Consider the following 20,518-nt stretch of genomic DNA (forward strand, 5'->3'; position numbering starts at 1 on the left):
GGGAGCAGTGCTCTCGTTGCGGTCGCGGGCCCGGCCAGGGCGGGCGATTACGCTGGGGGAGTGGACGACACGACCGCGACCGAGCTGAAGGACCTCGCCGCCTCCCTGGACAGCGTCGAGGCGGCGATGGACCTCGAGGGTCTGCGGCGTGAGGTGGCCGAGCTCGAGCAGCAGGTCGCCGCCCCGGACCTGTGGGACGACGTCGAGACCGCGCAGAAGCTGACCAGCGACTTCACGCACAAGCAGGCCGACCTGCGCCGTGCCGAGTCGCTGCGCTCGCGCCTCGACGACCTCGGCACGCTCTACGAGATGGCCGACGAGTCCGAGGGGTCCGACGCCACCGAGCTGCGCGCCGAGGCCGACGGCGAGCGCGAGTCGCTCAAGAGCGACGTCGACGCGTTCGAGGTCCGCACCCTGCTCTCCGGCGAGTACGACGAGCGCGACGCGCTGGTCACCGTCCGGGCCGAGGCCGGCGGCGTCGACGCCGCCGACTTCGCCGAGATGCTGATGCGGATGTACCTGCGCTGGGCCGAGCGCCACGGCTACCCGACCGAGGTCTACGACACCTCCTACGCCGAGGAGGCCGGCATCAAGTCGGCCACGTTCAAGGTCTCGGCGCCCTACGCCTACGGCACCCTCAGCGTGGAGCAGGGCACCCACCGGCTGGTGCGCATCTCGCCGTTCGACAACCAGGGGCGCCGCCAGACCAGCTTCGCCGGCGTCGAGGTCGCGCCGGTCGTCGAGTCCACCGACCACGTGGAGATCGACGAGAAGGACCTGCGCGTCGACGTCTACCGCTCGAGCGGCCCCGGCGGGCAGGGCGTCAACACCACCGACTCGGCGGTGCGCCTGACCCACCTGCCCACCGGCATCGTCGTCTCCTGCCAGAACGAGCGCTCGCAGCTGCAGAACAAGGCCTCCGCGATGGCCGTGCTGGCGGCGAAGCTGCTGGCCCGCCGCCGCGAGGAGGAGCAGGCCCTGCTCGACTCGCTCAAGGACTCCGGCTCGAGCTGGGGCAACCAGATGCGGTCCTACGTCCTGCACCCATACCAGATGGTCAAGGACCTGCGGACCAACCACGAGACCTCGCAGACCTCGCAGGTGCTCGACGGCTTCATCGACGGGTTCCTCGACGCCGGCATCCGGTGGCGCAAGCAGACCGAGGCGGCCTAGGCGCGGGAACGGCAGGACCGCGCGACGAAGGCGCGCCGTCGGGCCGTCCCCTCGTCGCCGGGACGAGCCCTGACGACCCCGCCCCGAGCCGGGCCCTGGGAGATCACGACGCGTCAGTAGCATCACGGTCCGTGATCCGGCTGGAGAACGTCTCGAAGGTCTATCCGACCTCCACCCGGCCGGCCCTCGACGACGTGAGCGTGGCGGTCGAGCGGGGCGAGTTCGTCTTCCTCATCGGACCGTCCGGATCGGGCAAGTCGACGCTGCTGCGGCTGCTGCTGCGCGAGGACGTCCCGACCGGCGGCACGGTCTGGGTCGCCAACTGGAACGTGGGCCGACTCGCCCGCCGCCGGGTGCCCCGGCTGCGCCAGCGGATGGGCTGCGTCTTCCAGGACTTCCGCCTCCTGCCGAACAAGACCGTCGGCGAGAACGTGGCGTTCGCGCTCGAGGTGATCGGCAAGCCGCGGCACACGGTCCGCACCGTGGTGCCCGAGGTGCTCGACATGGTCGACCTCGGCGGCAAGGCCGACCGGATGCCCTCGGAGCTCTCGGGCGGCGAGGCGCAGCGGGTCGCGATCGCGCGGGCGTTCGTCAACCGCCCGCTGGTGCTGCTCGCCGACGAGCCCACCGGCAACCTCGACCCGGAGACCGCCGGCGGCATCATGACGCTGATCGAGCGGATCAACCGCACCGGCACGACGGTGCTCATGGCCACCCACGACCGCCAGATCGTCGACAGCATGCGGCGCCGGGTGGTCGAGCTGTCGAGCGGCAGGCTCGCGCGCGACGACGACCGCGGCGTGTACGGGACGGTGCGCTGACGTGCTCTTCGTCTGGAGAGAGGCGCTCGTCGGGCTGCGCCGCAACCTGACGATGTCGATCGCCATGGTCATCACCACCGCGATCTCGCTCGGGCTGCTCGGTGCGGGCCTGCTCGCCGTGCGCACGATCGACCGCACCGAGGACCTGTACTACTCGCTGATCGCCGTCCAGGTCGCCCTCGACGAGCCGACCAGCGCGGACGACCCGGACTGCACGACCCCCGTGTGCCGCGACCTGCGCAGCGAGCTCGAGCGTGACCCGCTGGTGGCCTCGGTCGAGTACGAGAGCCGCGACGCCGCGTTCGCGCGCTTCCAGCGGATCTACGCGGGCCAGTCGATCCTGCAGCTCGTGCGCCCGCAGAGCCTGCCCGCGACCCTGCGGGTGACCATGGCCGACCCGCTGCGCGGCACCGAGATCGTCGACCGGTTCACCGGGCGGCCCGGCGTGCGCAACGTCGTCGACCAGCGCAGCACCGTCGCCGACCTCTTCTCGTTCCTCGGCAGCGTGCGCAACGCGACGTTCGGCCTGGCGGTCGTGCAGACCCTCGCCGCGGTGCTGCTGATCTCCAACACCATCCAGCTCTCGGCGTTCACGCGGCGCACCGAGGTCGGGATCATGCGGCTGGTCGGCGCGACGCGCTGGTACACGCAGGTGCCGTTCCTCATCGAGGCGGTGGTCACCGGCGTCGTCGGGGCCGTCCTCGCGACGGGCGGGCTCGTCGCGGCGAAGGCGTTCTTCCTCGACCGTCTGCTCTCCGGGCGGCTGCTGGCCAACACGATCCCGCCGATCGGGATGAGCGACGTGCTCGGATACGTTGGACCGGTACTGGTGGTCGTCGGAACGGTGATCGCCACCGCCACGGGGTACGTCACCCTGAGGCTGTACGTCCGGCAGTGAGCGGCGAGGGAGGTGCGCGTTGGCCAAGACGAAGACGGCCCCGAGCAAGGCCAGCAGCAACCGCCCCGAGGAGCGGCGCAAGGTCGTCGCCACCAACCGCAAGGCCCGCTACGACTACACGGTGGTCGACGTCTACGAGGCGGGCATCGCGCTGCAGGGCACCGAGGTCAAGAGCCTGCGCGCCGGGCACGTGTCGCTGAACGACGCGTACGCCGAGGTGCGCGACGGCGAGGTGTGGCTGCGCGGCCTGCACATCCAGGAGTACGACTTCGGCTCCTGGACCAACCACGAGCCCCGGCGCGTGCGCAAGCTGCTGCTGCACCGCTCGGAGATCGCGCGGCTCGTCGGGAAGACCCGCGAGACCGGGCACACCCTGGTGCCGCTCTCGCTGTACTTCAGCGGCGGGCTGTGCAAGGTCGAGCTCGCGCTGGCGCGCGGCAAGGCGAAGCACGACAAGCGCGAGGCGATGGCCGAGCGCGACGCCAAGCGCGAGGCGGAGCGGATCGTCGGCCGGCGGATCAAGGGGTGGTGAGCCCGCGCCGGGACGCGAAGCGCAGCGGAGCCGGACCATGAACAGGGACCCGTTGGCCGTGCCACCGGTCGACGACGCCGACATCCCGGCCTGGGTGGCCGCCACCGGTGTCGACGGCCTGGTCGACATCCACGTGCACTTCCTGCCCGACCGGATGCTGCAGAAGGTGTGGGCGTTCTTCGACCAGGCCGAGCAGAAGTACGGCATGGCCTGGCCGATCCGGTACCGCGAGCCCGAGCAGACGCGGATCGACCTGCTGCGCGGGTTCGGGGTCCGCACGTTCGCGCCGCTGGTCTACCCGCACAAGCCGGACATGGCGGCGTGGCTGACGTCGTGGGCGCTGGAGTGGGCGGCCGAGGTGCCCGAGGCGGTCCCGACCGCGACGCTCTACCCCGAGGACTCGGTGACCACCTACCTCGGCGACGCGCTCGCGGCCGGGGCGCGGGCGGTCAAGGTGCACGTCCAGGTCGGCGACTTCGACCCGCGCGATCCGCGGCTCGACGCGGCGTGGGGCCTCGTCGCCGACGCGGGCGTGCCGGCGATCGTGCACTGCGGCGACGGGCCGCGGCAGGGCACCTACACGGGCATGGACGTGTTCGTCGAGGTGCTCGAGCGCCACCCGCGCCTGACCGCGGTGATCGCCCACGCCGGGCTGCCGGAGTACGAGCGGACCCTCGCGCTGCTCGACCGGTTCCCGAACGTCCACATCGACACGACGATGGTGGGGACGCCCTACACGGAGGCGTTCGCGCCGGTGCCCGCCGACTGGCCCGCGCGGCTGGCCGACGTCGCCGACCGCGTGGTGCTGGGCACCGACTTCCCCAACATCCCCTACGGCTACCACGAGCAGCTCGCCGCCGTCGCGGGCTGGGCGGCCGCCGACGACCGGTTGGGCGTCCCGTTCCTGCGCTCGGTGCTGCACGACGCCCCGGCGCGGCTGCTGGGTGTCCCGGTGGGATGAACCGGGCTGGATGAAACGGGCGGGGACGGGCGTTATGATCGATGGCCCGCACCGCGCGGGACCGAGGGGGTGACTGGTTTCGACTCCGAGTGGTTCATCAGGAGAAGCGTGCCGAGGAAGGCGACGATGATCTCGTTAACCATGCGTCGCAAAGAAATAAGCGCCGAGAGTTCTCAGCGCGACTTCCAGCTCGCTGCCTGACAGCGAGTAGGGAAGTCTGTCGGCCCGGGTTCGTCACCGACCCGGTCGCCGGCATCAGCTAGGTGACTCACCGCCGGACCCGGTCACGGGGTCCGGTCGGGACATCTCACAGTGACTGGGATCGTCACACCGGCCCGTCCGCAGGACCGGTGGATCCGAGCAGAGACGACGCGGACTGCGCACGGAGAAGTCCTGGTTGCTGATCGGAGGACCCGGGTTCGATTCCCGGCACCTCCACCCCCGGAGTGCACGACGGGCCGGAGAGCACACGCTCTCCGGCCCGTCGTCGTTCGTCGGCCCGTTGTCGTTCGTCGCGCTGACCACCGACTTTCGGCCGGTCGGCTCTGTCCGATGGGCCGGTCGACTCAGCGTGAGGGCGGACGCTACCGTGGGCGCCCGGTGCTCACTCGTCCGGAGGAGCACGAGCGGTGAGGGGGTGCGCGGTGGCCACGGAGCCCGACGGGGAGCCGCTCGCGTCCCCGGACGGCGGCCTCCGACCGGTGGGGCGGCCGGAGTCCTGGCCCGGCGCGGTCGACGCCGCCACCCGGGGCCTCGACGCCGTGCTGGGGCGCGAGGTGGCGATGGTCACGCTGCCGCCGGCGGCCGGCGAGGACCTCGTCGTGCGCACCGAGCAGGTCCGTCGCCTGGCCGCCCTGCACCACGCCCACCTCGTCGAGGTGTTCGACGTCGACGGCCTCACCGAGGGCTCCGAGAGCACGCTCGTGCTGCAGAGCGTCGCCGGGCGGGTCCTCGAGCCGGGCGCCGACCTCGGGCGCTGGGCGCCGATCACGGTCGCGGAGGTCGGCGCGCAGGTCGCCTCCGCGCTGGCGCACGCCCACGGCCGCGGCGTGGTCCACGGCGACATCGGGCCCGCGAGCCTGGTCCTCGGCGGCACGCCCGGCGCGCCCTACGCCTGGCTCACCGGCTTCACCGCCGCGCTGCACCCCGCGCCGGCGGTGGCGCCCGACGAGGACGCGCAGCCGGCCGCGCCCACGCCGCCCCGCCCCGACGACGACGTCGCCGACCTCGGGCGCGCGCTCGCCCTCGTCCTCGACCCGGCCGCGCCGGCGGCTCCCGCCCTGGCGCAGGCCCTCGCCGACATGGCGGAACGCCGCGTCGGCGCCCGCGGAGCCGGCGAATCCCTCGCCCGGGTCGCCGAGGCCCTCCGGCACGTCGACGAGGACGCGACGAGCTTCGTCCCGGTCGCCGCGCCCGTGCCGGCGCCGGCCGAGGTCACCGAGGTCGTCGCGCCCGTGCTCGGGCCCGCCGTCGCACGGGCACCCCGCGGACGCCGGCGCCGGCTGGCCGGTCGCGGCGTGCGGCTCGCGACCCTCGGCGCCGCCGCGCTCGCGGTCGCCGCCGCCTCGGGGTTCGTGCTGTGGTCCGGCGAGGACCCGGGCACGCCCCGCGAGGCGGGCCTCACCGACCGCACCGCGCCCGCGGGGCCGGACACCGCGCCGGTCGCGGTCTCCCCGCCCGGCTCGTCGTCGAGCAGCGGCGAGACCGTCGAGCGCGACGGCGACGAGGGTGACGACACCCCGGTGCGCGACACCACCACGCGCAGCCCGATCACCAGCGACGTGACGACGGTGCCCGCGCCCGTCCTGCCGCCGGCGCCGCCGACCGTCCCGCCGACGACCGTCGCGCCGACCACGGCGCCGACCGGCCCCACCACGGGGCCGACGACGGGGCCGACGGAGCCGACCGGACCGACGACCGCCACCACCACGACGCGCCCCGGCGGGGCGCGGGGGGCGACGCTCGCCGCACCCTGATCCCCGCCCCCGCGAGCCCCGGACCCCGGTGCCCGGCCGGGCGGACCGGGCCGCGGGGGAGCAGACTGCCGCCAGGGCCACCGACCCCGAGTGCGAAGGAGCCCCCGAGACACCGATGGGTGCCGCACCGGAGCGGGACCGCCCGCCCGACCACCCGTCCGGCGGGTCGCGGCGCACGTCACTTCCCTGGGAGGTCTGGGCGCTGCTCGCGGGCAGCTTCCTCGTCGCCGCCGGCTACGGGATCGTGGCACCGGCCCTGCCGGTGTTCGCCCGCAGCTTCGGGGTGGGGGTCACGGCCGCGTCCGCGGTGGTCAGCGCGCTGCCGGTGATGCGGCTGCTGTTCGCGCCGGTGTCGGGCCGGCTCGTCGCCCGCACCGGCGAGCGCACGATGTACCTCACCGGGCTGCTGGTCGTCGCCGCGTCCACCGGCGCGTGCGCGCTGGCCACCAGCTACGTCCAGCTGCTCGTGTTCCGCGGGCTCGGCGGCATCGGGTCGACGATGTTCACGGTCTCGGCGTTCTCGCTGATGTTCCGGCTGGCCCCCGAGGGGCGCCGGGGCCAGGCGAGCGGGCTGTTCACCGGCGCGTTCCTGCTCGGCGGGGTCACCGGGCCGGCCTTCGGCGGCCTGCTCGTCGCCGTCGACCTGCGGGCCCCGTTCGTCGTCTACGCCGTCGCGCTCGTGCTGGCGACGATCGTGGTCGGGGCGCTGCTCGCGCGGTCGCGGCAGGTCGGTGTCCGGCGGGACGGCGCGCAGGAGACGCCGCTGACGCTCGGCGCCGCGTTCCGGCTGCCCACCTACCGCGCGGCCCTGGTGTCGAGCCTCGCGACGGGCTGGGCCGTGCAGGGCGTGCGGGTGGCGCTCGTGCCGCTGTTCGTCGCCGTGGCGCTCGGCCGCGAGCCGCTGTGGGCTGGGGTCGCGCTGACGGTGTTCGCGGTCGGCGACGGCCTGGTGCTCCTGGCGACCAGCGGGCTGTCGGACCGGCGGGGCCGCCGTCCGGTGGTCATCGCCGGGCTGGCCCTCGTCACCGTCGGGACCGCCGCGATGGCGCTCGCGCAGGTGCCCGGGGCCCTGGGCCTGGTCGTGCTGCTCGGCGCGTCCGCGGTCGCCGGGGCGGGGGCCGGCCTGCTGCAGCCGGCCCAGGGCGCCGCCGTCGCCGACCTCGTCGGCTCGCGGCGCAGCGGCGGGCCCGCGCTCTCGGGCTTCCAGATGGCCGCCGACGTCGGCGCGATCATCGGGCCGATCGCCGCCGGCGCGCTGGCCGAGAGCGCGTCGTTCCCCGCCGCCTTCGCGCTCAGCGCCGCGATCGCGCTGGTCGCCCTGGTCGCGTGGCAGCGGCTGCCCCGGACACCTCCGGGGTCGCCGGATCCCTCGCCGGGTTCGTCGGCAGGGGACGCGGGCACCCGCCGCGCATGAGCAGCACCGTCCCCGCAGGCGTGGAGGACATCTACACGGAGAGCGTCGACGCCGCGCTCACGCAGGCCGACGCGCCCCCGGACGCGCCGCTGTGGGTGTTCGGCGACCAGCTCGGCCCGGCCGTGCACGCGCTGCCGCAGCACGCCGAGCGCGAGGTCGTGCTGATCGAGTCGGCCGCGGTGCTGCGCCGGCGCCGCTACCACCGCCAGAAGCTGCACCTCGTGCTCTCGGGCATGCGCCACCTCGACGCCGAGCTCGGCGACCGCAGCACCCACCACCGCACCGAGACCTACCGCGAGGCGCTGGAGAAGGTCGGGCGCCCGGTCGTCGTGCACCAGCCGACCTCGCACACCGCCGTCGAGTTCGTGGAGCAGCTGCGCCGGGACGGGCTCGTCGCGGCGGTGCTGCCGGCGACGACGTTCGCGCGCCCGCGCGACGAGTTCACCGCCTGGGCAGGCGACGAGAACTCGTTCACGATGGAGAACTTCTACCGCAACCAGCGGCGGCGCTTCGACGTGCTGATGGAGGGCGAGAGCCCCGTCGGCGGGACGTGGAACCTCGACCACGACAACCGCGAGCCGCCGCCGAAGAAGGCGCGCACGCTCGGCGTGCCGGACCCCTGGTGGCCGACCGAGGACGAGATCGACGAGCAGGTCCGCCGCGACCTCGACGCCATGGACCTGCCGACCGTCGGCGAGGACGGGCCGCGGCTGTTCGCCGTCACGCCCGACGAGGCCCGCAAGGCCCTGACGCGGTTCGTCGAGCACCGCCTCGACCCGTTCGGGCCCCACGAGGACGCCATCCTCGCGCAGGACCCGTGGATGGCGCACTCGCTGCTCTCGGTGCCCCAGAACCTCGGCGTGCTGCACCCGCTCGAGGCCGTGCACGCCGCCGAGCAGGCCTACCACGACGGGACCGCCCGGCTGAACTCCGTCGAGGGCTTCGTGCGCCAGATCCTCGGCTGGCGCGAGTACATCTGGCACCTCTACTGGCACTTCGGGAAGGGCTACGCGAAGCGCAACGAGATGGAGCACCGCGCGAAGCTCCCGCAGTGGTGGACCGAGCTGGACGCGGACGGGGTGACCGCGGCGTGCCTGTCGTCGGCGCTGCGCGGGGTGCGCGAGCGCGGGTGGGTGCACCACATCCCGCGGCTCATGGTGCTGGGCAACCACGCCCTGCAGCGCGAGTACCGCCCGAGCGCCCTGTCCGAGTGGTTCACCACGTCGTTCGTCGACGGGTTCGCCTGGGTGATGCCGCCCAACGTCGTCGGCATGAGCCAGCACGCCGACGGCGGGAAGCTCGCGACGAAGCCCTACGCGTCCGGCGGGGCCTACATCAACAAGATGTCCGACCACTGCGGCGACTGCGCGTTCGACCCGAAGGTGCGGGTCGGGGACCGGGCGTGCCCGTTCACGGCGGGCTACTGGCAGTTCGTGCACCGGCACCGCGGCCGGCTCGAGGGCAACCAGCGCACGGCCCGCGCCGTGGCCACGATGGACCGTCTCAAGGACCTCGACGCGGTGCTCGAGCAGGAGCACGGGCGGCGGGACTTCTAGTCACCCCCGGCGTCGGACGGGCGCCGTCGGCGTGTAACGTTGCGTCGCGTTGGGGCTGTGGCGCAGCTGGTAGCGCATCACACTGGCAGTGTGAGGGTCAGGGGTTCGAGTCCCCTCAGCTCCACCCACCGCGAGGACCGTCGCCCACCGGGCGGCGGTCCTTCGTCGTTCCCGGGCCCGGCCCCCGGTGGTCTACGACGAGTCGTCGTGGGAGGGTTCACCCGGCGAGCCGGGGGACCGCACGGCGGTTACGATTCCGGGGTCCGCACGAGCGGCCGACGGCCGCCGGGGTGGAGGAGACGCACCGTGAGCAGGAGGCCTTCGTGACCGCCGTCGCACCCAAGCCGATCGCGACCACGCCGTACCCGGCGCGCGAGGCGAAGCGCGGCTCGTTCGTCGGGCGCATGCTCAAGACGACGGACCCCAAGGACATCGCGATCCTGTACCTGATCACGTCGTTCGGGTTCTTCCTGATCGGCGGGCTCATGGCACTGCTGATGCGCGCCGAGCTGGCCCAGCCGGGTCTGCAGATCCTGTCGGTGGACCAGTACAACCAGCTGTTCACCATGCACGGCACGATCATGCTGCTGCTCTACGCGACACCGATCCTGTTCGGGTTCGCCAACTACATCGTCCCGCTGCAGATCGGCGCCCCCGACGTCGCGTTCCCGCGGCTCAACGCCTTCTCGTACTGGCTGTTCCTCTTCGGCGGCATCATCGTCGTCTCCGGGTTCTTCACCCCGGACGGCGCCGCCGCCTTCGGCTGGTTCGCCTACACGCCGCTGTCGGACGTCGTGCACTCGCCGGGCCTCGGCGCCGACGTCTGGATCGTCGGCCTGGTCGTCTCGGGCCTGGGCACCATCCTCGGCGGCGTCAACTTCGTCACCACCATCGTCTGCATGCGCGCCCCGGGCATGACCATGTTCCGGATGCCGATCTTCACCTGGAACATCCTCGTGACGGTCGTGCTGGTGCTGCTCGCCTTCCCGATCCTCACCGCGGCGCTGCTCGGCCTCGCCGCCGACCGGCACCTCGGCGCCCAGCTGTTCGCGCCCGAGCACGGCGGCGTGATCCTCTGGCAGCACCTGTTCTGGTTCTTCGGGCACCCCGAGGTCTACATCGTCGCGCTGCCGTTCTTCGGCATCGTCACCGAGATCTTCCCGGTCTTCAGCCGCAAGCCGATCTTCGGCTACAAGACGCTGATCTACGCGACGCTGTCGATCGCGGCCCTGTCGGTCGCCGTGTGGGCCCACCACATGTACGCGACGGGCGCGGTCCTGCTGCCGTTCTTCTCGTTCACCACCTTCCTCATCGCCGTGCCGACCGGCATCAAGTTCTTCAACTGGATCGGCACCATGTGGCGCGGCCAGCTGACGTTCGAGACGCCGATGCTGTTCTCGGTCGGCTTCCTGGTGACGTTCCTGTTCGGCGGCCTCACGGGCGTGCTGCTGGCCAGCCCGCCGCTGGACTTCCACGTGTCGGACTCGTACTTCGTGGTGGCGCACTTCCACTACGTGCTGTTCGGCACGATCGTGTTCGCCACCTACGCCGGGATCTACTTCTGGTTCCCGAAGATGACCGGCCGGATGATGGACGAGCGCGTGGGCAAGTTCCACTTCTGGCTGACGTTCATCGGGTTCCACATGACGTTCCTGGTGCAGCACTGGGTGGGCAACGAGGGCATGCCGCGCCGCTACGCGGACTACGCGGCCACCGACGGGTTCACCGCGCTGAACACGATCTCCACCATCGGGGCGTTCATCCTCGGGGCCTCCACGCTGCCGTTCCTGTGGAACGCGTTCCACAGCTGGCGCTACGGGCGCCCGGTGGAGGTCGACGACCCCTGGGGGCACGGCAACTCGCTGGAGTGGGCCACCTCGTGCCCGCCGCCGCGGCACAACTTCACCGAGCTGCCGCGCATCCGCTCCGAGCGCCCCGCGTTCGAGCTGCACTACCCGCACCTCACCGAGCGCATCCGGCTCGAGGCCCACGTGGGTTCCGGGCACGCCTCCATCGGTGAGGCCGCGGCGGGGCAGACCGGCCAGGAGCACCTCCCCGGCTCCGACCCCCGGAACAAGTGAGCCGCGCGGTCCCCGACGACCCGACCGACGGCGTCCTGCCTGAGCCGGCCGCCGTGCTGGCCGACCCGGTCGCGCCCGACGCGGACCCCGGTCCCGACCCGGTGCCGGTCCTCGTGACCGTCACCGGGCCGGACTTCCCGGGCGTCAACGCCGCCCTGTTCGCGGTCCTGGCCGAGCACGAGGCGGCCATGCTCGACGTCCAGCAGGCGACGATCCACCACCGGATCACGCTCTCGGCGCTGGTCACGCTGCCCGGCGACCCGGCCCGTCTCCAGGCGGCGCTCGACCTGACGATGCCCTCGCTCGGGCTGTCGGTCAGCGTCGAGACCGGCGGCGACGCCTCGGCGGTGCACCCGTTCTCGACCCACGTCGTGCTGGTGCTCGGGCGCCCGATCACCGCGGCGAACTTCGCCGAGGTCGCCCGCGGGCTCGCGACGCTGCGCGTCAACATCGACCGGGTGCGGCGCATCGCCGACTACCCCGTCACCGGGCTCGAGCTGCGGGTCTCCCTGCCGTCGGTGAACCCGCCGGACGACACCGCGCTGCGCCAGGCGCTCGCCGCCGCCGGCCGCCGGGCCCGCTGCGACATCGCCGTCCAGCGCGTCGGGCTCGCCCAGCGGGCCAAGCGCCTCATCGTCTTCGACGTCGACTCCACGCTCATCCAGGGCGAGGTCATCGAGATGCTCGCCGCCCGCGCGGGCTGCGAGGACGAGGTCCGCGCGATCACCGAGGCGGCGATGCGCGGCGAGATCGAGTTCGCCGACTCGCTGCACAAACGCGTCGAGACCCTCGCGGGCCTGCCCGTCAGCGCGCTGGACGAGGTCGCCGACGAGCTCGAGCTCACCCCGGGCGCGCGCACCACGGTCCGGACGCTCAAGCGCCTGGGCTACCGCTGCGGCGTGGTGTCCGGCGGCTTCTCCACGATCATCGACCGCCTCGTCGACGACCTGTCCCTCGACTTCTCGGCCGCCAACGATCTCGAGATCGTCGACGGGCGGCTCACCGGGAGGGTGCTCGGCCCGGTCATCGACCGCGCGGGCAAGGCGGTGGCCCTGGAGCGCTTCGCGCACGAGGCCGGCGTCCCGCTCGACCAGACCGTGGCCGTCGGCGACGGCGCCAACGACCTGGACATGCTCGCGGCCGCCGGGCTCGGGGTGGCCTTCAACGCCAAGCCGGTCGTCGCGGCGGCCGCCGACACGGCGCTGTCGTACCCCTACCTCGACGCCGTGCTGTTCATCCTCGGCGTGACCCGCGACGAGATCGAGGTGGCCGACGCCGCGGAGGGGCTCCTACGTCGGGTCCCGCTGTGACCTCGGTGTCCCCGCAGCTCCGTGCGCTCGCTCCGCTGGCGGCGCGGGTGTGCCCGTGGCTGGTGGACGACCCGGCGCCGTGGGGCTCCGGGGACGGGGACGCCGACGACGGCGTCGTGCGGGCGATGACGCTGGTCCTGCGCCTCGAACGCGACGGGGCCGGGCGCACCGCCGTGCTCGAGGCCGCCGCGTCCGCCGCGCTCGCGCTCTGCCTCGACGAGCGCGCCGCGCCCGAGGGGGAGTGGTTCGACGCGGTCGCGACGTGGGCGGGCGCCGGACGCATCCGCAAGCTGTCGCGGCGGGCGCGCACGGCGCACTGGCGCGCGGTGCAGGAGGTGCCGGGCGTGACGGTCGGCGAGCTGGTGCGGGCGCTCGTGCCGGGACCGGTCGACGACGTGCCCCACGAGGTGCGGCGCCTGCAGATCGGGGGCACCGACCTCCCCGCCGACGAGCCCGGCCCCCCTCCCGCCGGGCCGGTGATCTGGCTGAGCCCCGAGGTCGAGCAGACCGTCGGCAAGGCCGCCGCGCAGGTCGGGCACGCGAGCATGATCCTCGCCACGGTGCTGGCCGCGTCCGGCGGCGACCCGGCGAGCGCGCTCGACGCGGCGGTGCGCCCGGCGTCGCGGGAGGACTGGGCGCGGTGGGTCGACGTGCTCGATGCCGACGCCACGGGCCTGGCGGCCTGGGAGGACCACGGCGTCGTCCCGGTGCGCGACGCGGGCTTCACCGAGGTCGCGCCGGGCACGGTCACGTGCGTGGCGGCCCGGGGGACGCCGTGACGCGCGTCCTCGTGGCCGGGTCCCGGGTGCGCAGCGAGCGCTCGGACGCCGAGACCCGCCCGCTGGTCGCGGCGCTGACGGCCTGTGGTGTCGAGGCGGCCGACGCCCCGTGGGACGACGACACCGCCGGCTGGACCGACGCCGACCTCGTCGTGGTGCGCACGACCTGGGACTACACCGAGCGCCGCGACGACTTCCTCGCCTGGGCGACGAAGGTCGACGCGGCGACGACCCTCGTGAACCCCCTGGCCGTGCTGACCTGGAACAGCCACAAGCGCTACCTCGTCGAGCTGGCCGGGGCGGGCGTGCCGACGGTGCCGACGACCCTGCTCGAGCACGGCACCGCGGTGCCCGGCGACCTCGGCCGCGGCCCCGTGGTGGTCAAGCCTGCGGTGTCCGCCGGCGGGCGCGGCACGCATCTCGGGCACCCCGAGGACCTGCGCGACACGGTCGGCGAGCTCCTGCGCGGCGGCGACGTCCTCGTCCAGCCGGCGGTCGAGAGCATCGGGCGCGACGGCGAGGTGTCGCTGATCCGCCTGGGCGGCGCCTGGTCGCACGCGGTGCGCAAGCTCCCCGCGGCCGGCGGCTTCCTCGTGCACGAGAAGCACGGCGGGCACCTGGAGGACCACACCCCGACCACCCGCGAGGTCGAGGTCGCCGAGGCGGCGCTGGCCCGCGCGCCCGGCGACGTCGCGGCCGCGCGCGTCGACCTGGTCCGCGTGGACGGCGAGCCGGTGGTCATGGAGCTCGAGCTCATCGAGCCCGAGCTCTTCCTGCGCCGCGCCGCCGCCGCGCCCGACCGCCTCGCCGACGCCCTCCTCGCGCGCCTGGGGTAGTTCGAGCGATGCGGCATCGCTGGCGTCTCACGCCAGGATCGCCACACGCTCGCCGCGCGACACGCCGGTGATTCACCGCGGGCCGATGTCGAGGCGCGCGATGCGTCCGTCGTCGGCGAGCCCGAACGCGACGTGCAGGCCGACGGGGCTGCCGGGGAAGTCGCCGGCGATCGTGACGTCCGCGTGCGTCCCCTCGACGTGGTCGATGGTGTAGGTCACGTCCGGGGTGTCGCGGCGCCAGGCCCGCAGGTCGTCCCGGCGGTGCCCGTCGTCGACGACCACGGCGTCGTCGGTGAACTGGGCGACGAAGGCCTCCACGTCGTCCGCGGCGGCCAGGGCGAAGTAGCGCTCGATGGTGTCCATACCGGCACCGTGGACCCTCTCCCGGGGAGAGGGTCCAGGCTGTCCTGCGTGACCGGACGCATGACGATCGGCGAGTTCGCGCGGGTGAGCCACCTCTCGGTGCGCACCCTGCGCCGCTACCACGAGGCCGGCCTGCTGGCGCCGGCCACGGTCGACCCGGACACCGGCTACCGCTACTACACCGCCGACCAGGTCGCGACGGCCCAGGTCATCCGCCGCTTCCGGGCGCTCGACCTGCCGGTGGCCGAGGTCGCCGAGCTCGTCGCCACCACCGACGTCGACGAGCGCCACGCCCTGCTCGCCGGGCACCTGCGCCGGCTCGAGGACCAGCTCGCCGCCACCCGCGACGCCGTGGGGGCGCTGCGCCGCCTCCTCGACCCCGACCGGCCCCCGACGCCCGTCGTGCGGCGCACCGAGCCCGAGCGCACCGTCGCGGCCGTGGTCGCCGACGTGGAGGGCGAGCAGGCCGAGACCTGGTACGGCCGGGCGATGGCGGAGATCGACGCCGCGGGTGTCGTCGCGTCGGGCCCGCCCGGCGGCCTCTACGACGACGCCCTGTTCACCGGCGGGCGCGGGCGGGCCGTCGTGTACGTCCCCACGGCGTCGCCGCCGACCGCCGGGCGCGTCCGCCCGCTGACGCTGCCCGCGCGCGAGCTCGCCGTCGCGGTGCACCTCGGCCCGCACCACGACATCGACGTCACCTACGGCGAGCTCGGCGCCCACCTCGTGGCGCACGCCGTGGGCGTCGACGGCCCGGTGCAGGAGACCTACCTCGTCGGCCCGCGCGACACCGACGACCCGGCCGGCTGGCGCACCGAGATCGGCCGGCCGGTGTTCCGCACGACGTAGCCCGGCCACACACGATCTAGGCGCCCCGCAGCCGCTCCAGCGCGCCCCGCACGACGGCCGGGTCCTGCGTCGTCCAGAACGGCGGCAGCGAGCTGCGCAGGAAGCCGCCGTACTGCTTGGTGGCCACGCGCGAGTCGAGCAGGGCGACGACCCCGCGGTCGCCGGTGCCGCGCAGCAGGCGCCCCGCGCCCTGGGCGAGCAGCAGCGCGGCGTGCGTCGCCGACACCGTCAGGAACCCGTTGCCGCCGCGGGCGTCGACGGCGCGCTGGCGGGCCGAGACGAGCGGGTCGTCCGGGCGCGGGAACGGGATGCGGTCGATCATGACCAGCTGCAGCGACTCGCCGGGCACGTCCACGCCCTGCCACAGCGACAGGGTGCCGAACAGCACGCTCTCCACGTCGGCGGCGAACTTCGTGACCAGCGTGCCCGTCGAGTCGTCGCCCTGGCAGAGCACGGTGCCGTCCCAGCGCCCGCGCAGGTCCTCGGCCGCCTGCTTGGCCGCCCGCATCGACGAGAACAGGCCCAGCGCCCGCCCGCCGGCCGCGCGCACCAGGCCCTCGATCTCGTCGAGCACCGCGGGGGCGAGGCCGTCGCGCCCGGGCGGGGGCAGGTGGCGGGCGACGTAGAGGATGCCGGCCTTCCCGTGCGCGAACGGCGAGCCCACGTCGAGGCCGTGCCACACGAGGTTGGTCGCCGGGTCGTTGCCGTGCCCGGACCCGTCGTCGGGGGGAGCGGGCTCGGAGCCGCCCGCGGGCAGCCCCCACTGCCGGGCCAGCGCGTCGAACGAGCCGCCGAGCGCGAGGGTCGCCGAGGTCAGCACCACCGTGGACCGGCCGAAGAGCCGCGAGGCGAGCAGCCCGGCCACCGACAGCGGCGCGACGTGCAGCGCCCGCACGGTGGTCGACCCGACCTCGCGATCGCTGCACCACACCACGTCGGGGCGGGTCGCCGGGTCCTCGCGGTCGAAGGCGGTGAGCAGGCGCCCGGCGACGTCGTGGACCTCCTCGACGAGCGCGAGCGCGAACCTCCGCGACGTCGCCCTATCGGCGTGCTCCCCTGATTCGTCCCTGCTCCTCTCGCGGTCGGGGCCCAGCGCCTGGCGGCACGCCCACGCGCGGTCGCGGATCGACGCGAGCATCCGCCCGACGGGCTCGGGCAGGCGCTCCCACCGGCCCGGCACGACGTCCTCCAGCACCGTCCCGAGACCCTCGCCCGCGTCGAGCAGCGCGTCGGAGAGCCCCTGGTCGACGAGCTTGCCGCAGCGGCGCGCGGCGGCGGTGACCGTGGCCGCCGTGAGCTCGCCGGTGGCCACCGACGTCACGCGGTCGACGAGGTTGTGGGCCTCGTCCACGACGACGACGTCGTGGTCGGGCAGCACCGCGCGGCCCTCGATGGCGTCGATCGCGAGCATCGCGTGGTTGGTGACGACGATGTCCGCGGCGCCCGCGGCGTGGCGGGCGTGCTCGGAGAAGCAGTCCTCGGCGACCGGGCAGCGCGCGGCCCCGAGGCACTCCCGCGCGGACACCGACACCTGCCGCCACGCCCGGTCGGGGACCCCGGGCACGAGCTCGTCGCGGTCACCGGTGGTGGTCTTCTCGGCCCACTCGTGCAGCCGAGTGACCTGCCGGCCCAGCGCCGAGACCTGGAACGGGTCGAAGAGCTGCTCGTCGACGGGGTCCTCGGCCTGGGCGCTGCTGGAGATCTTGTGGCGGCACAGGTAGTTGGCGCGGCCCTTGAGGATCGCGAAGGTCGGCTCCCGGCCGAGCTCGGGCTCGAGGGCCTTGGTCAGGCGGGGGAGGTCGCGGTCGACCAGCTGGGTCTGCAGCGCGATGGTCGCCGTCGCCACGATGACCGCCTGCTCGCCCTCCAGCGCGTGGCGCACCGCGGGGATCAGGTACGCCAGCGACTTGCCCGTGCCCGTGCCGGCCTGCACCGCCAGGTGCTCGCCCGTGCGCAGCGCGCGTTCCACCGCGGCGGCCATCCGCTGCTGGCCCTCGCGCTCGCTGCCGCCCAGCGCCGAGACCGCCGCCGCGAGCAGCGCGGCCACCGGGGGTGGCCCGGTGATCGTGTCCGTGCTCGCGTCTCCCACGACGGTTCAGACTACGGAGCGGCCCGATCGGTTCCCTGTCGGCTCACGCGGGTCGCGGAGCGCCGGTGAGCGTGACGCCGGCCCCGGCCATCTCGGCCCGCGCCCGGGCGGTGGTCTCGGGCAGGACGCCGGCGGTGAGGTCGAGGTGCACGGTCGTCGCGAAGCCTGCGCGGACGGCGTCGAGCGCGGTGGCCCGCACGCAGTGGTCGGTGGCGATGCCGACGATCTCCACGGCGTCGACGCCGCGGTCGCGCAGCCACGGGGCGAGCCGGTGCCCGTCGGTGGCGTGGCCCTCGAAGGCCGAGTAGGCGGCCTCGAACCGGCCCTTGCTGAACACCTCCTCGAGGCGGTGGACGTCGAGGTCGGGGTGGAACGCGGCCCCCGGGTGGCCGAGGCGGCAGTGCGGCGGCCAGGTGTCGACGAAGTCGGGGGTCGAGGAGAAGTGGCCGCCCGGGTCCTCGTGGTAGTCGCGGCTCGCGACGACGTGGGCGTACCGGTCCGCCGACCGCCCCAGGAAGGCGCTGATCGCCGACGCCGTCGCCGCGCCGCCGTCGACGCCCATCGAGCCGCCCTCGCAGAAGTCGAGCTGCACGTCCACGACGATGAGTGCGGTCGTCATGGGCCCGAGCCTACGAGCGGGCGGGGCTCAGAGGACGAAGGTCGTCGGGACGGCGGGTTCGCCGCGCGAGAGCTTGAGGCCTTCCCAGGGCACGGCGACGAGGCCGCGGCGCAGGTGCTCGCGGGACTCGTCGAGCGTCGGCAGCTCGCCGGCCGGGTCGCCCTTGACCAGCAGCGGGACGGGGACGACGCGGTCGTGCTCGCCGATCTCGACGTCGGCGTCGAGCCGGTGCACGACCTCCTCGACCGCGGTCCCGGTGGGTTTGTGCCGGCGCAGCGCGGACTTCGCACCGCCGCGCGACTCCTTCGACGAGCTGCGCTTGGCCACCGGGCGCCCGTCGACCTCGACGAGCTTGTAGACCATCCCCGCCGTCGGGGCGCCGGACCCGGTCACGACCGAGGTGCCCACCCCGTAGGCGTCGACGGGCTCCGCGCGCAGCGAGGCGATCGAGTGCTCGTCGAGGTCGCCGGAGATCACCACGCGCGTCCTCGTCGCGCCCAGCGAGTCGAGCTGGGCGCGGGCGCGCTGGGCCATGACGCCGAGGTCGCCCGAGTCGATCCGCACCGCGCCGAGCTCGGGTCCCGCCACCTCGATCGCGGTGGCGATGCCCTGGGTGATGTCGTAGGTGTCGACGAGCAGCGTCGTGCCCGGCCCGAGCGCCTCGATCTGCGCCCGGAACGCGTCGGCCTCGGAGTCGTGCAGCAGGGTGAAGGCGTGGGCGCTGGTGCCCGTGGTCGGCACCCCGAAGCGGCGGTGCGCCTCGAGGTTCGACGTGGCGTGGAACCCGGCGAGGTACGCCGCGCGCGCCGACGCGACCGCGGCCTCCTCGTGCGTGCGCCGCGAGCCCATCTCGATCAGCGGGCGGCCGTTCGCGGCCGTGGTCATGCGCGCGGCCGCGGAGGCGATCGCGCAGTCGTGGTTGAGCACCGAGAGCGCGAGGGTCTCGAGCAGCACGCACTCGGCGAACGTCCCGGTCACCGACAGCACCGGCGAGCCCGGGAAGTACAGCTCGCCCTCGGGATAGCCGCTGACGTCGCCGGCGAAGCGGTGCCCGGTGAGGAACTCGGCCGCCCGGTCGCTCACCGCGCCGGCGTCGCGCAGCACGGCGACCTCGGCCTCGTCGAACGTGAACCGCGTGATCGCGTCGAGCAGCCGCGGCACGCCCGCGACCACGCCGTACCGGCGGCCGTGGGGCAGGCTGCGCGCGAACACCTCGAAGGTGCACCGGCGCTGCGCCGTGCCGTCGGCGAGGGCGGCGTCGAGCATCGTGAGCTCGTACTGGTCGGTGAGGAGCGCTGTGCTCGGCCCCGGGAACGTCACGGCGACCACCCTAGGTGGCACCATGGACCCCATGGAGGTCGTCCTGTCCGCCCCGGCCGAGCCCGAGGTCGACGAGCGGACCGAAGCGGAGGTCGACGAGGCGACCCTCGCCGACACCCCGTGGCAGACCATCGTCTGGAACGACCCGGTCAACCTCATGTCCTACGTGACCTACGTGTTCCAGAAGCTCTTCGGCTACGACAAGGCCAAAGCCACCGCGCTGATGCTCGACGTGCACCACAAGGGCCGGGCGACGGTCTCGTCGGGCAGCCGCGAGAAGGTCGAGGGCGACGTCTCGCGCCTGCACGCGGCGGGGCTCTGGGCGACGATGCAGCGGGCGGGCTAGCGCGGGTGAAGGCTCCCCGTTGAAGCCGTGGAAGAGGCAGGGGCGCGGCGAGCGCGTCCGCTACGTCGCGGTGCTCGAACGCCCCGAGGCGTCGGTGCTGCGCGGCCTGATGGGCCAGGTCGAGCAGATGCTCACCGGCCGCAACGAGGCGGCGCCCGAGGACGAGCTCGCGGCCATCACCGGCATCCGCACCGGCCCGTCCACGCCGCCCGACGACCCGGTGCTGGCCCGCCTGCTGCCCGACTTCGCCTCGTCGGGCGAGGAGGACGCCGGCGAGCTGTCCGCGGCCATGCGCTCGGTGAACGAACCCGAGCTCATCGAGGCCAAGCTGGACGCGATCGCCACCGTCCTCGCCACCTGCCCGGCCGGCGGCGGCCGGGTCGAGCTCGCGCCGGCGCAGGCCGAGGAGTGGCTGGCGGCGGTCAACGACGTGCGCCTGGCCCTGGGTGTCGCGCTCGAGGTGACCGAGGACATGCCCGAGCAGCTCCCCGCCGACGACCCCCGCGCCGACCACCTGCCCGTCTACCACTGGTTGACGTGGCTGCAGGACTCCCTCGTGACCACCTTGACGGGGTGACGACGCTGACGGGCTGAG

The 20,518-nt window shown here is 74.1% G+C and carries 19 protein-coding genes, 1 tRNA gene and 1 other RNA gene; 17 read left to right on the forward strand and 4 right to left on the reverse strand.

All coding sequences use genetic code 11. The annotated features are described in order from the left end of the window. Window positions 1-60 precede the first annotated feature (60 nt). The 14 genes from prfB to PHK61_RS05540 all read left to right on the forward strand — a co-directional run bounded on the left by prfB (window position 61) and on the right by PHK61_RS05540 (window position 14,337). Window positions 61-1,173 carry a peptide chain release factor 2 gene (gene prfB / locus PHK61_RS05475; protein ID WP_274279948.1) on the forward strand — a complete coding sequence of 371 codons (1,113 nt, stop codon included), beginning with the start codon at window positions 61-63 and terminating at the stop codon, window positions 1,171-1,173. 131 nt (window positions 1,174-1,304) lie between these two features. Next, window positions 1,305-1,994: a cell division ATP-binding protein FtsE gene (ftsE, locus tag PHK61_RS05480; RefSeq protein WP_274279949.1), complete on the forward strand. Its 690-nt coding sequence runs from the start codon at window positions 1,305-1,307 to the stop codon at window positions 1,992-1,994. Window position 1,995: 1 nt separating this feature from the next. After that, window positions 1,996-2,892, forward strand: coding sequence for a permease-like cell division protein FtsX (ftsX, locus tag PHK61_RS05485; RefSeq protein ID WP_274279950.1), 897 nt, complete (start codon window positions 1,996-1,998; stop codon window positions 2,890-2,892). A 19-nt stretch (window positions 2,893-2,911) separates the two neighbouring features. Then, window positions 2,912-3,424, forward strand: a complete 513-nt coding sequence (gene smpB / locus PHK61_RS05490) for an SsrA-binding protein SmpB (protein ID WP_274279951.1) — start codon at window positions 2,912-2,914, stop codon at window positions 3,422-3,424. 37 nt (window positions 3,425-3,461) lie between these two features. Further along, window positions 3,462-4,385 carry an amidohydrolase family protein gene (locus PHK61_RS05495; RefSeq protein ID WP_274279952.1) on the forward strand — a complete coding sequence of 308 codons (924 nt, stop codon included), beginning with the start codon at window positions 3,462-3,464 and terminating at the stop codon, window positions 4,383-4,385. Window positions 4,386-4,450: 65 nt separating this feature from the next. After that, window positions 4,451-4,826: a transfer-messenger RNA gene (gene ssrA / locus PHK61_RS05500) on the forward strand. 203 nt (window positions 4,827-5,029) lie between these two features. Further along, entirely contained in the window at window positions 5,030-6,361 is a 1,332-nt protein-coding gene (locus tag PHK61_RS05505; protein ID WP_274279953.1) for a protein kinase family protein, read from the forward strand. Window positions 6,362-6,476: 115 nt separating this feature from the next. Further along, entirely contained in the window at window positions 6,477-7,775 is a 1,299-nt protein-coding gene (locus PHK61_RS05510; protein WP_274279954.1) for an MFS transporter, read from the forward strand. Next, window positions 7,772-9,331, forward strand: a complete 1,560-nt coding sequence (locus tag PHK61_RS05515) for a cryptochrome/photolyase family protein (RefSeq protein WP_274279955.1) — start codon at window positions 7,772-7,774, stop codon at window positions 9,329-9,331. The genes PHK61_RS05510 and PHK61_RS05515 overlap by 4 nt, the downstream gene beginning before the upstream one ends. A 51-nt stretch (window positions 9,332-9,382) precedes the next feature. Beyond that, window positions 9,383-9,455 (forward strand) — tRNA-Ala (locus PHK61_RS05520). A gap of 199 nt (window positions 9,456-9,654) precedes the next feature. Next, window positions 9,655-11,412 (forward strand): aa3-type cytochrome oxidase subunit I, encoded by a 1,758-nt coding sequence (gene ctaD / locus PHK61_RS05525; protein ID WP_274279956.1) that lies wholly within the window; start codon window positions 9,655-9,657, stop codon window positions 11,410-11,412. A gap of 101 nt (window positions 11,413-11,513) precedes the next feature. Continuing rightward, on the forward strand, window positions 11,514-12,722 hold the full coding sequence (serB, locus tag PHK61_RS05530; RefSeq protein ID WP_274280035.1) for a phosphoserine phosphatase SerB: 1,209 nt from the start codon (window positions 11,514-11,516) through the stop codon (window positions 12,720-12,722). Beyond that, the gene (locus PHK61_RS05535) at window positions 12,719-13,501 is read left to right on the forward strand and encodes an aminoacyl-tRNA hydrolase (protein ID WP_274279957.1); all 783 of its coding nucleotides are present in this window, start codon (window positions 12,719-12,721) and stop codon (window positions 13,499-13,501) included. The genes serB and PHK61_RS05535 overlap by 4 nt, the downstream gene beginning before the upstream one ends. Then, window positions 13,498-14,337, forward strand: a complete 840-nt coding sequence (locus PHK61_RS05540; RefSeq protein ID WP_274279958.1) for an ATP-grasp domain-containing protein — start codon at window positions 13,498-13,500, stop codon at window positions 14,335-14,337. The genes PHK61_RS05535 and PHK61_RS05540 overlap by 4 nt, the downstream gene beginning before the upstream one ends. A 72-nt stretch (window positions 14,338-14,409) precedes the next feature. Here the strand turns inward: PHK61_RS05540 and PHK61_RS05545 are convergent, their stop codons facing one another. Beyond that, entirely contained in the window at window positions 14,410-14,700 is a 291-nt protein-coding gene (locus tag PHK61_RS05545; protein ID WP_274279959.1) for a nuclear transport factor 2 family protein, read from the reverse strand. Between the two features lie 48 nt (window positions 14,701-14,748). Between PHK61_RS05545 and PHK61_RS05550 the strand changes: the two genes are divergently transcribed. Then, window positions 14,749-15,549: a MerR family transcriptional regulator gene (locus tag PHK61_RS05550; RefSeq protein ID WP_274279960.1), complete on the forward strand. Its 801-nt coding sequence runs from the start codon at window positions 14,749-14,751 to the stop codon at window positions 15,547-15,549. A 16-nt stretch (window positions 15,550-15,565) separates the two neighbouring features. On the opposite strand, the gene PHK61_RS05555 is transcribed toward PHK61_RS05550, so the two are convergent. The 3 genes from PHK61_RS05555 to PHK61_RS05565 are packed head-to-tail and all read right to left on the reverse strand — an operon-like array spanning window position 15,566 to window position 19,601. Beyond that, the gene (locus tag PHK61_RS05555; RefSeq protein WP_420791353.1) at window positions 15,566-17,638 is read right to left on the reverse strand and encodes an ATP-dependent DNA helicase; all 2,073 of its coding nucleotides are present in this window, start codon (window positions 17,636-17,638) and stop codon (window positions 15,566-15,568) included. Between the two features lie 43 nt (window positions 17,639-17,681). Next, entirely contained in the window at window positions 17,682-18,257 is a 576-nt protein-coding gene (locus tag PHK61_RS05560; protein ID WP_274279961.1) for an isochorismatase family protein, read from the reverse strand. 27 nt (window positions 18,258-18,284) lie between these two features. After that, window positions 18,285-19,601, reverse strand: coding sequence for a nicotinate phosphoribosyltransferase (locus PHK61_RS05565; RefSeq protein ID WP_274279962.1), 1,317 nt, complete (start codon window positions 19,599-19,601; stop codon window positions 18,285-18,287). Window positions 19,602-19,608: 7 nt separating this feature from the next. Between PHK61_RS05565 and clpS the strand changes: the two genes are divergently transcribed. Next, window positions 19,609-19,923 carry an ATP-dependent Clp protease adapter ClpS gene (clpS, locus tag PHK61_RS05570; protein WP_274279963.1) on the forward strand — a complete coding sequence of 105 codons (315 nt, stop codon included), beginning with the start codon at window positions 19,609-19,611 and terminating at the stop codon, window positions 19,921-19,923. Window positions 19,924-19,942: 19 nt separating this feature from the next. Continuing rightward, window positions 19,943-20,500: a DUF2017 domain-containing protein gene (locus PHK61_RS05575; protein ID WP_274279964.1), complete on the forward strand. Its 558-nt coding sequence runs from the start codon at window positions 19,943-19,945 to the stop codon at window positions 20,498-20,500. Window positions 20,501-20,518 lie beyond the last annotated feature (18 nt).

This window comes from Actinomycetospora lutea (genome assembly GCF_028737205.1).
Lineage (GTDB): Bacteria > Actinomycetota > Actinomycetes > Mycobacteriales > Pseudonocardiaceae > Actinomycetospora > Actinomycetospora lutea.

Excerpts from the sequence above, each read along its gene's own strand:
- PHK61_RS05515 (WP_274279955.1), top strand. The coding sequence starts at position 7,772 with ATGAGCAGCACCGTCCCCGCAGGCGTGGAGGACATCTACACGGAGAGC.
- PHK61_RS05545 (WP_274279959.1), bottom strand. The coding sequence starts at position 14,700 with ATGGACACCATCGAGCGCTACTTCGCCCTGGCCGCCGCGGACGACGTG.
- clpS (WP_274279963.1), top strand. The coding sequence starts at position 19,609 with ATGGAGGTCGTCCTGTCCGCCCCGGCCGAGCCCGAGGTCGACGAGCGG.
- PHK61_RS05510 (WP_274279954.1), top strand. The coding sequence starts at position 6,477 with ATGGGTGCCGCACCGGAGCGGGACCGCCCGCCCGACCACCCGTCCGGC.
- PHK61_RS05565 (WP_274279962.1), bottom strand. The coding sequence starts at position 19,601 with ATGGTGCCACCTAGGGTGGTCGCCGTGACGTTCCCGGGGCCGAGCACA.
- PHK61_RS05560 (WP_274279961.1), bottom strand. The coding sequence starts at position 18,257 with ATGACGACCGCACTCATCGTCGTGGACGTGCAGCTCGACTTCTGCGAG.
- PHK61_RS05495 (WP_274279952.1), top strand. The coding sequence starts at position 3,462 with ATGAACAGGGACCCGTTGGCCGTGCCACCGGTCGACGACGCCGACATC.